Origin of the sequence: Chryseobacterium balustinum (assembly GCF_900168205.1) — a bacterium.
Classification (GTDB): Bacteria; Bacteroidota; Bacteroidia; order Flavobacteriales; family Weeksellaceae; genus Chryseobacterium; species Chryseobacterium balustinum.
Genome location: NZ_FUZE01000001.1, coordinates 645,292 through 658,697 on the forward strand (window position 1 = coordinate 645,292; position 13,406 = coordinate 658,697).

Here is a 13,406-nt window from a genome sequence, read left to right on the forward strand (position 1 = left end):
TCTTTTTTTTATCTACATCCAAAAGACAAGAATGAAAGTTCTGATATTAACCAAATTAATGATTAACGAAATGAAAAATATATTTATAGGATTTGCATTAAGTTTAGCAACTTTATCATTTGCTCAACAGTATCCAAATAACGGATGGGGTAATGATGGGTCTTATGGGAATAATGACGGATACTACAATGATGAAGATGATAGGAACTATTTCCCTGATGATTATTATTACAATTATCCACAGGATTATTATCCTTCAGATTATTATCAGAGCTATTACAACGATTACAGACAGAGTATCATCAATATCAATTGGAACGGATTTTTTGCTCAGCACAGATTAAACCGTTGGCAAATTGATCAGATTATGTATCTGAATAATTTATACTCAAGTTTTTCTTCGTGGAATAATTTCTACCGTTACAATCCAGACAGATGGTATTATGACAGATTTTATGCAATGGAAAGAATTTTAGGACCTAGAGTTTTTGTTGTTTTTCAAAACAATTATTATCACGGTTCTAGCCCGATTGTTTATTTTCAAAATTACAGAAGAACACATTATGTTCCGACATATCGAGTAATGCCTCGCTATAGAAATGTGAATATCAATATTTATAGAGTAGACAGAGGTAGCTTCCGCAGAAATGATAACCCAACATTGAATGTTGTAAGATCAAGAGACGTTGGTGGTGTAAGAAAAGGGAATTCTTCAGGCGGCTTTAGAAATTCAGATTCTAATAATGGCGTAAGAAATAACAACGGAAATAACGGAATCAGAAATAATAACGGAAATGGAGAAGTGAGAAGCAGTGGTGGATTTAGAGGTAATACAAGGAATGAAGGTGGGCAAAGACAGAGAGAAGCTACTCCAAGACCTGAAAACAATACTCCAAGAAATAATGGAAATGGAGGTTTCAGATCTCAACCGCAGAGAGAAAATTCAAGTCCTAGACAGCAAAACAATGCTCCAAGACAACAGAATAATTCTAGTGAAGGAAGAAGTTCTGGTTTCCGAGGGAATTTAGTGAGAAATTAATTTTCATATATTATATTTGAGTGGTGTTGAGAGTAGGTTTTATTATCTACTCTCTTTTTAATTTTAAATAATGTTGAAATATTAATAATTAAATTTAACATTATTTATGAATTTCATTTTTAACTTATCGTGAAATTTAGTATCAAAAAGATATAACAAAACAATTAATTAATTTAAGCACATGAAAAAATTAGTATTAGCCGCAGCCTTTATCATAACAGGAAGTTTTGCAATGGCACAGCAGGTAAATCCTCAAGATAAAAAAATCAACAGAGAGGAAATGCATAAAAAAATGGAACTGAAGCAGCAGGAAAGAATGGCTGAAATGCAGAAAGAATTAAATCTGAATGAAGCTCAGGTTGCAAAAATAAAAAACCTGCAAGAAAAGCGTAAAGCTGATATGAAAGTTGAGTTTGAAAAAAACAAAGGCGAAAGACAGGCTAAAGTGGAGAAAATGAAAGCCAAAAGACAACAAATGGATAATGAGATGAAAACCATCTTAACTCCGGAGCAGTATGATAAATGGCAGGTTTCAAGAAAAGCTAAAATGGAAGAAAGAAAAGCTATGATGAAAGAAAGAGGTGTGAAGCATGATAGAAAAATGAAGGCAAAACCTCAGCCTGGAACCTCAATATAAGCTGATATAGAAGTTTATAATTTTGATTTTTAATGTTAGAAGGGCAGAAGTAATTTTGCCCTTTTTTATATTCAATCTAAATCTAAATTTTGTGAAAACTTTTCAATTCGCCTTTTAATCCGTAATTTTGAATATAAATTTTTTATTATGGTAAGTGAAAAAATTGCACAGCTAATAAACGAACAAATCGCTCACGAGCAATATGCGGCTCAATATTATCTTTCTATGTCTGCTTGGTTTTCAGCAAAAGATCTTGACGGAATTGCCAATTACTTCAGAGTTCAAAGCAAAGAAGAATTGATGCATGCCGACAAAATGTTTGATTACTTAAACGATGTGGGCGGCGAAATTATCTTAGGGGAAATTGCAAAACCACCACATGAGTTTGAGAGTGCAACAGATATTTTTGAAAAAGCTTTGGCGCACGAAAAGACGGTAACTAAAAGTATCTTCAACATTGTGAAAAATGCAAATGAAGAAGGAGATTTTGCAACAACTTCATTCTTGCAATGGTTTATTATTGAGCAGGTAGAAGAAGAAGCGAGTGCTTCTCAGTACGTAACGAAAATCAAAATGGTTTGTGATAACCCTTCTGCATTATATCTTTTTGACCAAGAATTGGCGAAGAGAGTTTTTGTAGCAGATCCTACAGCTTAAAATATTTTTTAAAATTGTGAGCTTCGGCGGCACCAAAGGTGCTGCCGAAGCTATTTTTAAATTTTATAAATTCTCAGGAATATAAATCAATTGCGTTTTAATTACCTTCATTCCCAGGTGCTCTAAAACAGATTGATAGGTTTCAATTTGTTTATCGTTCTTTTCGGTTTCTATTCCGGTTTTAAAATCAACAATAATATACCCTTCATCACCTTTTAAAATTCTGTCGGGACGATAAATTCTGCTGATTCCTCTTTCAGAAACCATAATGTCTTTTTCGTTAATCACTTTCCATTTTTCATCAAAAAATTCCGAATATTGATGAATGATTTTTTGGAGATCGTTTTTAATATTTGCTTTTTCTTCGAGCGTAATCTGGCCTTCCAAAACATACGTCTCCAAAACCTTATCAATATCTTTTTCAGTGTTTATTTTTGAAAGCAATTCATGCACAAAAAGCCCGATTCTTACTTTCTCATTTCTTACCTGATAATTTTTAGAAGGTGTTGCAATTTTTATTGAACTTGTATTTTCATGCTCGTTTCTCAGGTTCTGAATATTTTCAGTTTTAAATTCAGATTTTTTATGAGAGATTTGCTTTTTCAACATTTCAGGATGAGTTGCATACAAATCAAATTCATCAAGATCTTGCAGGTTTTTAGACTGTACAAATTCTAAAATTTCTAAATTATTTGAAGTCTTATTTTGTTTCTGAAGATAAAAAAACAATTGTTCCACAGGTCGCGTTGTCGCAACATATTGCAAACAAAGTCTGTCAACTAGGTTTTTGTAAGAGTTTTCTTGATTAAACTTTTCTATTCCTTCATCGTAGACTTCAAGGTTTTTATTGAACTGATTAATATTGACTGATTTTAAAACCGACTTTTCACCCGTTTCAAACCAATTGCTAAATTCAGAATCACGGTTTTTATTCATCATCGGAATAAAAACGACCGGAAACTCAAGTCCTTTTGCTTTGTGAATGGTCATGATTTGAATGGCATCAATATTTTCAGAAGCCTGAATGGTATAGGTTGAAGCTTCTTCGTCCCAATATTTTAAAAATTCTTTGGTGCTTGCTCCTGCATTTTGTGTGAAATTGAAAAGCATTTCCAAAAAGTTGAGCAGAAAATCTGTTTCTTTATCTGTAATCGAAAATTCGTTGATATAATATTCAATAAAATTATAAAGATTAAATTTCGGGAAATGATCCTGCTTCAGTTTTACATGATATTTTTCTTCAATAAATTGAATGATGGTTTCATGCTGTTCCAAAGCCAGAATTTCTTTCATCTCTAAAGTGAAATCTAGCATATTAATTCTTCCGAGTCTGTTGAGATAAAACATCATCATAATAAGATGAGGCTTATTTTTCGGATTAGTTTCCCATTTCAAAAACTCAACAATAGCTCTCAAGGTATTTGATAATTCTAGCGTTAAACCTTTATCGGAAATCGTTTTAATATTTGTTTCTTCACCATTATAATTGACTTTCAGATTTCCAAGTTTCTGGGAATAAGAGAAAATGTCAAAATTTCCACGGCAGAGAATCGTAATGTCTGAAAACCTGAACCCATTATCCAAGCATTCCTGAATATCTTTCTGCATTTTTTCTGAAACATCGTTGTAGAAATCTTCATTGGTTAAATTTTCAATCAGATTTATTTTTACTCTTCCTTCAATACTTGATCTTGGATTTTGCTCGCCATCAACTCCAAAAATATGTTGATGCTCTTCTTCAAGATTTAAAGAATGAAAATGATACAGCTCATTATTAAACTGAACAATATTTTTAGCACTTCTCCAATTGTCTTTAAGGACTAATAATTCAGCTTCTTTAGGCGCAAATTCTTTTTTGTTGATAATATCCAACATGAGTTTACTTTCACCCCCACGAAAACGATAAATACTTTGTTTAGGGTCGCCAACTAAAGTAAAAGAAGTATTTTCTGTCGAAATACTGTGGTCTCTTAACGGAACAAAATTCTGCCATTGCAACTCTGAAGTATCCTGAAATTCATCAAAAAAATAATGCTGAAACTGTGCACCTACTTTTTCATAAATAAAAGCAGAAGGTTCATTTTTAAGGTTTTCATTGATCAGAATATTGAATTTTGAAAGTAAAACCAGATCATTTTCTTCCTCAATTTTTCTTAGTTCATCCTGAATATCTTTGTTGACTTTTAAAGGCAATAAAGCGGAAAGTATTTTTTCTTTTTTCTGAGTTTCGATGAACAGAAGAATGAGTTTCATTCTGTTTTCAAGAAGTGGCTCCAGGATTTCTGAAATTTCTGCGTCTTTATGTTTTGATTTTGCAGCTGCTCCTTTTCTGTATTTTTCAACTACAGATTCTTCGGATGTTGTAGGGAACGGAAATCCAGCTCTTTTTTTCTGATAAAAATCGACTACTTTTGGGAAAAATCCACCAATTCCATTTTTCCCCTGCGCAAAATCTTCGATCTCAATATTTCTTGACTTAAATAATTCAATTGAGCTTAAAGCAAGTTCCAGAGACTGCTTTTTGTTGGTAGAAATTTCTTTCCTTAACGTGTTTTTGATGTTTTCATAATTCTCATCATCAAACTCTTTATTGTCTTTCAGATGTTCGTAATGAATGTCTTTTACAAACTCTTTCGCAGAATCGTAAAGGTTTTTATTCAGATTAATTCTTTCATTATTTTCTAAACTGTAATCTACATAATCCATAAAAGAGTTAGAAATATTTTCATTTTCTCCAATCTGGTCAAGCATCTTGTCAACAGCTTCAATTAAAAATGGTTCTGCATCAATTTCAAGATTAAAATTTTTAGCCAAACCCAATTCATAAGAAAAACTGCGCACCAAACGTGAATTGAAACGGTCGATCGTTCCGATATTTAAGGTAGAATAATTATGAAGAATATAATCTAAAAGCTTTTTAGAGCGGTGATGAAGTTCATCAATCGTTATTTTCAGACCTTCGTTTTCAAATGCTTTCTGAATGTTTTTGAGGTCATTATTATCTCTGTAATTTTCTGCTGTAAACTTTTCTAGCCATGAAAGAATTCTTTCCTTCATTTCGTTGGCTGCTTTGTTGGTAAACGTTAATGCCAAAATATTTCTGATAGATTGATGCTGATTGGGATACTTCAGACAAATCATTAGAAGTCTCTGTACAAGAGCATAAGTTTTACCCGAACCCGCCGATGCGTTGATTACAGTATATGAATTTGACATTTTTTACGAGAGATTTTATGCAATTTAGATAAAATTTATTTGAAAATTTAACAAAATGAAGCCGATATTTTAACAGTTTTGAAGATTAAATTCAAAAAAAATATTAAAACCCGTTAAGTCTGGTTAAACTTGCTGTGTTAATGAAAAATAACTTTAGTTTTGCTTAATAAAACCATAATCTGTGAAATTTAAATTACTCTTTATTTTATCTATTATTTCTTTCGTTCAAATGAATGCTCAAAATTATATTTTTGGGAAGATTTCATCTGAAGAATTGTCTGAAGTCCCGAATGTGACTGTAATCAATATGCGTACGGATGAGCAGGCTCTTACCAATAGAGACGGCCATTTTATGATTTCGGGAAGGCAAGGTGATGTTCTTCGCTTTTTTAAAAGCGGATATGAAAGAACAGACCAAAAAGTGTCTAAAGAAAATCTAGAATCTCCGATGAATGTAAAGTTATTGAGAGCTGCAGAATTAATCGCCGAAGTGGAGATCAAAAAAGGTTTCAGCGGAGACTTGAAGATTGATTCTAAAATGCTGAATCCTCCAAAAAAAGTTGAAAAACTGAAGGCAGATATCAATAATTACCTCCGACAAAAATCTGACCCTAGAATTTTAGCCGCAAGACCTGGTGAATTTGTGCAGCCAAAAGGGCAGGGTTTCTCTATTGGAAAGGTGAAAAATAAATGGGATGACCTTGATTTGGCAAATTATCTGGCATATGCTTTAGGAGACCAGTATTTTAAAGATTTGCAAATTGAAAAACCTTTTATTAATCACTTTATCAATTATGTTCTTGCTGGTGGATTTGAAAGGGCTAAGATTTTGAAATATGGTTTTGTAAGCGATGCAGATTTGATGAGATTTCAAAGATTTGTTTTGATGCGAATTTCTTCCTATAAAACTCCTCAGACGCAAAAATAAACACAAGCGATGAGAAAAAATCTTATTGTATTTTTCTTTTTTATGACACTACATTTCTTTTCTCAGCAGAAAATATCAGGGAAAACGTTGAGTGAAAATGATATGATTGTCACTTCGGTTTTAGTCGTTAATATTTCTAATGATAAGAAGGTTTACAGTAATTCTTTAGGAGAGTTTTCTATTGAGGGTACAGAAAAAGATGAAATCAGATTTATCAAAAATGGATACGAAAGAGCTTCAAGAAAAGTTTCAGATGTAGAATCTTCAATGAATGTAATTTTAGTGAGAATTCCTGAAGAAATAGAAGAAGTAGAAATAATTTCTACAACCGGAGATTTGGCAAAAGATTCTAAACGACTAACTAAAATAGACAAAAAAGAGCAGCTTCAGAAAGATATTGGTCTTCCGAAACCTCCTGAAAAACCTCGTGAAGTTCCGGCAGAAGTAAAGAAGGTTTTATTGGCCGCGGCTTTTGGGAATGTCGATGTACAGGCTGTTTTTGATTTGATAAGTGGAAAATCCAGAAGGCAGAAAAGATGGTATAAATATGAAGATGTACAGCTTGATATTGTTTGGATCAGAAAACGAATTGACGATGAATATTTTGTGAAAGACGGAATTCCTGCCGAAAGAATTTCGGAGTTTTTAGAATTCAGTTTTCTCATGAAACCGGAAATAAGATCTTATGTGAAAGCTAAAAATATAAACAGAGTCATGTTTAATTTAGATAGTGTACTTCCGATTTATGTAGATCGGCTCAAGAAAAGCAATAATACTGTTGAACAAAAATGAGGACAGTTCCCACAAAATTTTTAATGTTGATTGCTTTGCTGTTGATGATTTTCGCATTTTCACAGCAAAATATCTCGGGTAAAATTGTAGATGAAGATAACAATAGTCTGAATGTTGTTTTGGTTTTTAATATCACTAAAAACATAAATACATATAGTAATATTTCAGGTGATTTTTCAATTGAAGCAAGAGAAAATGATGAATTAAGATTTATAAAAGAAGGCTTTTACCGAATTGATAAAATTATTAAAAAGGAAGCATTCAATTCTCTATTAGAAATACAGCTTGTAAGAGCTGAAACCTTGATTCAGGAAGTCAAAATAGGCTATAAACCTACTGGGAATTTAACTAAAGACAGTAAATATTTGGATGATTCTAAGAAAGTCGCTTTCTTGAAATCTTCAATCAACGAATACATGAAGTCTGAATTGAATGAGCCCCTGCCTAAAAATGAGGTTCCAAAATCTTTTCAAGGGCACGATTTTAAGGCAGGACATGTAAGTTTAGATATTTTTGAAACTATTGCAACGATAGTTTTTTTGACTAAAAAAGGTTCTATAACAAAAATTACCACTCCCAATTATGTTGAAACTCAAAATTTTCTTTCCAGAGTAAAATCAGAAGTAGATTTGAATATATTCAAAAAATACGGAATGGATGAAGAAAAAATAGACCATTTCCTGGCCTATGCTGAGAAAGTAAATTATCTTTCAAAAAAATACCGCAAAGATTTCAATGCAGCTACAATTCTGAGTGAACTTCAGACTGCGTTTGTAGAATATTCTAAATTGAATAAATTAAGCGATTAATATTGATTTGTATGACTTATAAAGAAGATAGTAATTCCATGAAATGAATAATCAGTATAACCTATGATAAAAAAATCCAGAGCTTTTAATGCTCTGGATTTATATTTTAATGATAAACAATATCATAAATTTCGTCTTTTACTTCCTCTAAATTTTCAGGAATATAATTGGCAAGAAGCCAAAGGTTAAGGCTTTTTTTTCCTTCGCCATAGCTTGGCTGTACATACGTTTCGTCAATCAGATTAAAACCGTTTCTTTTATAAAACGAAAAACGTCGTTTAGCATCATCATTTAAATGTTCCGGTTCTATTTCCAAAATAATTCTTGGGTAATTTTTAAATAAATAATCGGTAATATGTGAGCCTAACTTTTGATTTCTGAATTCAGCGAAAACTTCAAAATGCTCCACAAACACATAGTTTGTTAATTCCCAGAGAATAAGGTAACCGACATTTTCTGTATCATTTAAAACAGAAATTATTTTTACATTTGGATGGTCAAACAATTTTATAAACTGAGACCATTCTCGCCTTTCGTCTTCCGGAAAGGTCGTAGAATAAGAATTGAAAATCTGCTCTACACGATAGTCATCGTGTGATGTAATTTGTAAAAACTCCATATTTAAAGGTCAAAAACACTTGGTCGTCTGGTGATAAAAATGTCTTTAATCCAAAGAGTAAAAGCCAAACCAAGATATATTAAAAAGAAAAATCCTGCCGTTGCAAAGGTAGAATAGATAAAGAAAATTCTCAGCTTAGAAACCGGAATTCCCAGTTTAGCACCCATTCTTGTGAGCACACCAAACCATTCGCGTTCCATTTTGTGGCGTAGATTATCAAACATTTTTTTAAGATTCTTTTAAAATTTTAAATCCGATACTGCAATTTAAGCAATTTTTTGCTTTACAATAGTTTTTAAAATGATAAATCAGGCTTTGACTTTCTATTGAAGTTTTAGTTTTTAAACCTAATTTCTTCCATTCTTTAATAATTGAATTTTTTTCTGATTGAATTTCACTGTAAAAAAATAAAATTTCGTCATTGATATTTTCATTCTGATGTTTGTGATAGGCATATTTTACAGGAAGAATTGTATTCAAAATAATCAGTTCAATGAAATCTTTCGTTAAAACTTTGGGATGATGAATAGAAGATATTTTACCAAAATTAAAATGGTCAGTCCAATAGTCTGAAGCCTGAATTTCTTTGAAAATTTCAAACAAACTATTTGTGTTTTGTGCTGAAATAATTTTTGAAAATAAATTCTGATGCTGAAAATAGAGGTCAGCAAACTGTGACAAACGAATTGTCGGAAAATTGGGTGGCCTTAATCGAAGAAACTTGGGACGAATGATGATTTCAGGGATGTTATATTTAGCTTTAAGAAAATCAAATTCTCTTTTCCAGATTTTCATTTGTGCATCTAGCGGGGTTTCAAGCCAACCTGAAATTCCGAAAAACAATGCTTCGAGCTGTGTTTTATTTTGCCGTATTTTATTGATGATCGTAAAATCAATGCTTTCTGCAATCTGTTTAAATAACAAAGCATTTACAGTTAAGCCAAAAGAGTAGGCGAGATGATGAAACATAACAGCTTCATAATTGTTTTTATGGCGCTGTAAATCGACTTCTATTTCTAAAGATTTTTGCTCCAGCTTTTTGAGCAAATTTTCTTCATGAAAGTTAATCGGGATTTTCTTTGTGTCGAAAATCTTTTCACACGGAATAAACTGGTTTTCCTTCAAAAGATTTTCATACTTCTGAAAAACATTGCTGTCGATATAATCTTTCAGTTCAAGAGTTGGAATATTTTGGTCTTTAAATTCTTTGATGTCAACATCATTCTGGAAAACTACATGTAAAATGATATTCTGATAAGCTGGATCTTTTGAGTGTTGATGAAAAATCCAGTCAGAAGATTTTACATGAAGCTCGATGTTGCCGGCAAGGATAATATTTTTGGTTTTAATCTTTGCCATCAGAAAATCGGGTCCGGAATCTGTATTCCATCGTCCAAAATCTAAAATTTCAACAGGATCTCCGTTGGTATCTGTAAAATCGAAATGGGTGAATACTTTGAAATTCCAAAGATATTGAAGCAATTTTTCATTCATCAGTTGTGGTTTTGTGTTACAACTAATTTAGGGAAAAATATTTTGAGAATTAATATTTTTTTTGATTAGGTTTTTAGGTTGCGCTCCTACGGATCGCTGCAATTCATAGACTAGCTAATGTTTTCTACAAAGGTTCAGCTCCGAAGGAGCTGAACTGAACTAATTCAATATTTTTTTAAATATCAAACACTATGTTCTTAATTAAGATATTTTTCAAAAAAATTGTAAACAAAAAAAGCCAGAGCAACCGCCCTGACTTTTAATTTTATTTTAGAAAAAAACTAAGCTTTTGCCGGCTCTTTTACAAAATTTGCAATTGTTGTTTTATACATTTCTTCATAAATTGGAAGAATGTTTTTCAAATCAAATTTTACAGCTTGTTCTTTAGCATTAATTTTCATTTGTGCTAAAAGTTCTTCATTGCTCAAAAGTTTGATGCAATAATTGCTCATCGCTTCTACGTTACCTATTTCAGCTAAAAATCCTGTTTCGCCCTGAATGTTTACTTCAGGGATTCCACCAGCATTTGAGCTGATTACTGGAGTGTATGCTGCCATCGCTTCTAAAGCTGCCAAACCGAAGCTTTCCTGCTCAGATGGAAGTAAAAAGACGTCTGAAAGCTGTAAAATTCTATACAAATCATTTACTTTTCCTAAAAGACGGATTTTTGAAATCAAATCTGGGTTTTCTTCTAAGAACTGATTGACTTTTTCCATATCGGGACCTTCTCCGATAATAATAAGTTTAGATTTTACTTTCTTCTCTACATTTTTAAAGATTTGTAAAACTTCATCTACACGTTTTACCGGACGCAAATTGGATACGTGAATCAGTATTTTTTCATCCTCATTGGCAAACTGTGTTCGCTGACATTCATTAAGTTCATCAAATTCAGAATTGTCAATAAAATTGGTAATTACTTGAATTTCTTTTTTAATATTAAAAAACTGTAACGTATCTTTTTTCAGACTTTCAGAAACTGAAGTAATGGCATCCGATTTATTAATCGAAAATTCTACCGCATGTTTGTAGCTTGGATGCTGACCTACTAATGTGATATCTGTTCCGTGAAGTGTGGTTACCAAAGGAATGTCGTTGTTATCTTCCTTCAACATTTGCTTTGCTGTAAAAGCCGCATAAGCATAAGGAATGGCGTAATGGGCGTGAAGCAAATCTAGTTTATAAAGATTCACAACACGATATATCATCGAGCTTAATGCAATATCATAAGGCTGATATTGAAAAAGCGGATACGTCTGAACATTTACCTTATGGAAGAAAATATTAGGGTTGGTAATATCTAATCTTGCTGGAAGTGCCGAACTAATGAAGTGTACTTCATAGCCTTTGTTGGCTAGAGACATCCCGAGTTCTGTTGCCACAATTCCGCTTCCGCCGTATGTTGGATAGCAAAGTATGCCTATTTTCATTGTACTGTTGTTATTTTGAAGTGATGAATTCTGTTGATTTTGAAAATTTAAATGGGTCTAAAGTTATTCCCATTCCTGGTTTTAATTGGTCATTAACTAAAACAGGAAGTTTTCCTGGAATTATAGTCTTTCCGCGAAATGCATCGGCAGTTGCCGTCATAGAATCATCGTTGTTTTCGTAAGAAACCAAAACGGTGGAAACTTTAGAAATATCAATGTCCTTCAAAGCATATGCGCTTCCGAAAACATTTAGAATAACATTTTGGTTTTTAGTTAAATCTGCCAATATCTTTTTAGATTCTGCTGAAATTTTGTAAGGCTTGTAAGCTGTAGAGTTATCTTTATGGAAACCTACAATTACCGTTGAGTTTGCCGGAATTGTATTGATCTCTGAAGCTTTTTTAATAATAACTTTAACATCTAGTTTTAACCTGTTTTCAAAAGTCTGATAAGGAGCTTCTTCCAATGGAATATAGTAATAGGTTGAGTTATAATTTAACGGAAGCAATTTCTTCTCATCTTTCAATAATGTTAAAGCATTTGAATAAAGATTTTGAACCAGCTTCGTATGTGAATCATTATTGAGGTCGTAATTTACATTTTCAGGATTTTTTGGAGTGTATTGGTTTAAGCCTAAAAAATATTTAGTTAATAAAATTTTCTTTACGCTTTCTTCCACTCTCGATTGAGAAATTTCTCCTTGATCAATTGCTTTCTGAATGAGTTTTTTACCTTCTGAAACACCTTGTGAGAATAGCATGATGTCATTTCCTGCCTTGAAAGCTAATGCGTCCAGTTCACCTGGTTTGTATTTATTAGCTACAGCTCCCATATTTAAAGCATCAGTGATGATTAAACCTTTGTAGCCTAATTTTTCTTTTAATAATCCGGTAATGATATTTTTTGAAATAGAAGCTGGGATTCCTTTACCTGATTCCAGACTTGGAACGTATAAATGCGCCACCATTACACCGCCAATTCCTTTATTCATTAAATCTTTAAAAGGTGCTAATTCTATTTTATTTAATCTTTGCAAACTGTGAGAAACTACGGGTAGATCGAGGTGAGAGTCTGTATTGGTATCACCATGTCCCGGAAAATGTTTAATCGCCGCAAGAATATTGTGGTCTTGCAAACCATTTACATAAGATAAAGCAGATTGAGTTACGTTAGAAACTTCTGAACCGAAACTTCTGTTTCCAATAATCGGATTGTTTGGATTGGTATTGACGTCAACCACCGGTGCAAAATCCCAATTGATGCCCATTCTTTTGCAGTCTTCGGCAATTTTAGCAGCCATCTGATAAATAAGATTTTTATCCTGAATTGCTCCCAACGTCATTGCCCATGGAAACTTGTGAGCGGTGTTGATTCTTTGATACAATCCCCATTCAGCATCCATTCCGATCATTAACGGGACTTTTGACTTTTGCTGAAATTCATTCACAAGATTAATTTCTTTTGCTGCATCATCTTGCATCAGAATTAATCCGCCGATTTTATCATTGGTAACGATATTTCTTATCTGATTGATGTAGTTTTCATCTTTATTGGTATAAAGAGCCACAATAAAAAGCTGACCTAGTTTTTCATCTTGAGAAAGACTGTTGTAAGTTTGGTCTACCCATTCTTTTGCTTTTTTTAAATCTTGCTTTGAAATATCTTTAGGCTGATATTGTGCCGAAAGATTTAAACTGAATAAAACGGTAATTAAGAGAAAATTAAAAGCTAATTTCTTCATGATTTTTGAATATGAACAAAAATACGATTAAAAAAATGATGAAT

Annotated in this window: 12 protein-coding genes; 6 read left to right on the plus strand and 6 right to left on the minus strand. The window is 32.3% G+C overall.

The features are described 5' to 3' along the window. The first annotated feature begins 31 nt into the window (after positions 1-31). The 3 genes from B5X64_RS03135 (at position 32) to B5X64_RS03145 (ending at position 2,333) form a co-directional block, all read left to right on the plus strand. Positions 32-1,039, plus strand: a complete 1,008-nt coding sequence (locus B5X64_RS03135) for a hypothetical protein (protein WP_228418710.1) — start codon at positions 32-34, stop codon at positions 1,037-1,039. Between the two features lie 181 nt (positions 1,040-1,220). Then, entirely contained in the window at positions 1,221-1,676 is a 456-nt protein-coding gene (locus B5X64_RS03140) for a hypothetical protein (RefSeq protein WP_079463835.1), read from the plus strand. A gap of 147 nt (positions 1,677-1,823) precedes the next feature. Next, complete coding sequence (locus tag B5X64_RS03145) at positions 1,824-2,333, plus strand: ferritin (protein WP_079463836.1); 510 nt, start codon at positions 1,824-1,826, stop codon at positions 2,331-2,333. Positions 2,334-2,396: 63 nt separating this feature from the next. Here the strand turns inward: B5X64_RS03145 and B5X64_RS03150 are convergent, their stop codons facing one another. Beyond that, on the minus strand, positions 2,397-5,549 hold the full coding sequence (locus B5X64_RS03150) for a UvrD-helicase domain-containing protein (RefSeq protein WP_079463837.1): 3,153 nt from the start codon (positions 5,547-5,549) through the stop codon (positions 2,397-2,399). 181 nt (positions 5,550-5,730) lie between these two features. On the opposite strand from B5X64_RS03150, the gene B5X64_RS03155 reads away from it, so the two are divergent. The 3 genes from B5X64_RS03155 to B5X64_RS03165 are packed head-to-tail and all read left to right on the plus strand — an operon-like array spanning position 5,731 to position 8,078. Continuing rightward, the gene (locus B5X64_RS03155) at positions 5,731-6,477 is read left to right on the plus strand and encodes a hypothetical protein (RefSeq protein ID WP_079463838.1); all 747 of its coding nucleotides are present in this window, start codon (positions 5,731-5,733) and stop codon (positions 6,475-6,477) included. 9 nt (positions 6,478-6,486) lie between these two features. Then, positions 6,487-7,269: a carboxypeptidase regulatory-like domain-containing protein gene (locus B5X64_RS03160; protein ID WP_123921001.1), complete on the plus strand. Its 783-nt coding sequence runs from the start codon at positions 6,487-6,489 to the stop codon at positions 7,267-7,269. After that, positions 7,266-8,078, plus strand: a complete 813-nt coding sequence (locus B5X64_RS03165; protein WP_079463840.1) for a hypothetical protein — start codon at positions 7,266-7,268, stop codon at positions 8,076-8,078. The genes B5X64_RS03160 and B5X64_RS03165 overlap by 4 nt, the downstream gene beginning before the upstream one ends. Positions 8,079-8,184: 106 nt before the next feature. Here B5X64_RS03165 and B5X64_RS03170 read toward each other — a convergent pair whose 3' ends face one another. The 5 genes from B5X64_RS03170 to B5X64_RS03190 form a co-directional block, all read right to left on the minus strand. Continuing rightward, a complete protein-coding gene (locus B5X64_RS03170) occupies positions 8,185-8,697 on the minus strand; it encodes a GNAT family N-acetyltransferase (RefSeq protein WP_079463841.1) in 513 nt (170 codons plus the stop codon). Between the two features lie 2 nt (positions 8,698-8,699). After that, positions 8,700-8,921 carry a PspC family transcriptional regulator gene (locus B5X64_RS03175; RefSeq protein WP_079463842.1) on the minus strand — a complete coding sequence of 74 codons (222 nt, stop codon included), beginning with the start codon at positions 8,919-8,921 and terminating at the stop codon, positions 8,700-8,702. A 4-nt stretch (positions 8,922-8,925) separates the two neighbouring features. Further along, positions 8,926-10,191, minus strand: coding sequence for a DUF2851 family protein (locus B5X64_RS03180; RefSeq protein WP_079463843.1), 1,266 nt, complete (start codon positions 10,189-10,191; stop codon positions 8,926-8,928). Between the two features lie 281 nt (positions 10,192-10,472). Then, positions 10,473-11,621, minus strand: a complete 1,149-nt coding sequence (bshA, locus tag B5X64_RS03185) for an N-acetyl-alpha-D-glucosaminyl L-malate synthase BshA (protein WP_079463844.1) — start codon at positions 11,619-11,621, stop codon at positions 10,473-10,475. A 10-nt stretch (positions 11,622-11,631) separates the two neighbouring features. Then, positions 11,632-13,362, minus strand: coding sequence for a glycoside hydrolase family 3 protein (locus B5X64_RS03190; RefSeq protein WP_079463845.1), 1,731 nt, complete (start codon positions 13,360-13,362; stop codon positions 11,632-11,634). Positions 13,363-13,406 lie beyond the last annotated feature (44 nt).

Excerpts from the sequence above, each read along its gene's own strand:
- B5X64_RS03135 (WP_228418710.1), top strand. The coding sequence starts at position 32 with ATGAAAGTTCTGATATTAACCAAATTAATGATTAACGAAATGAAAAAT.
- B5X64_RS03140 (WP_079463835.1), top strand. The coding sequence starts at position 1,221 with ATGAAAAAATTAGTATTAGCCGCAGCCTTTATCATAACAGGAAGTTTT.
- B5X64_RS03145 (WP_079463836.1), top strand. The coding sequence starts at position 1,824 with ATGGTAAGTGAAAAAATTGCACAGCTAATAAACGAACAAATCGCTCAC.
- B5X64_RS03150 (WP_079463837.1), bottom strand. The coding sequence starts at position 5,549 with ATGTCAAATTCATATACTGTAATCAACGCATCGGCGGGTTCGGGTAAA.
- B5X64_RS03160 (WP_123921001.1), top strand. The coding sequence starts at position 6,487 with ATGAGAAAAAATCTTATTGTATTTTTCTTTTTTATGACACTACATTTC.
- B5X64_RS03165 (WP_079463840.1), top strand. The coding sequence starts at position 7,266 with ATGAGGACAGTTCCCACAAAATTTTTAATGTTGATTGCTTTGCTGTTG.
- B5X64_RS03170 (WP_079463841.1), bottom strand. The coding sequence starts at position 8,697 with ATGGAGTTTTTACAAATTACATCACACGATGACTATCGTGTAGAGCAG.
- B5X64_RS03175 (WP_079463842.1), bottom strand. The coding sequence starts at position 8,921 with ATGTTTGATAATCTACGCCACAAAATGGAACGCGAATGGTTTGGTGTG.
- B5X64_RS03180 (WP_079463843.1), bottom strand. The coding sequence starts at position 10,191 with ATGAATGAAAAATTGCTTCAATATCTTTGGAATTTCAAAGTATTCACC.
- bshA (WP_079463844.1), bottom strand. The coding sequence starts at position 11,621 with ATGAAAATAGGCATACTTTGCTATCCAACATACGGCGGAAGCGGAATT.
- B5X64_RS03190 (WP_079463845.1), bottom strand. The coding sequence starts at position 13,362 with ATGAAGAAATTAGCTTTTAATTTTCTCTTAATTACCGTTTTATTCAGT.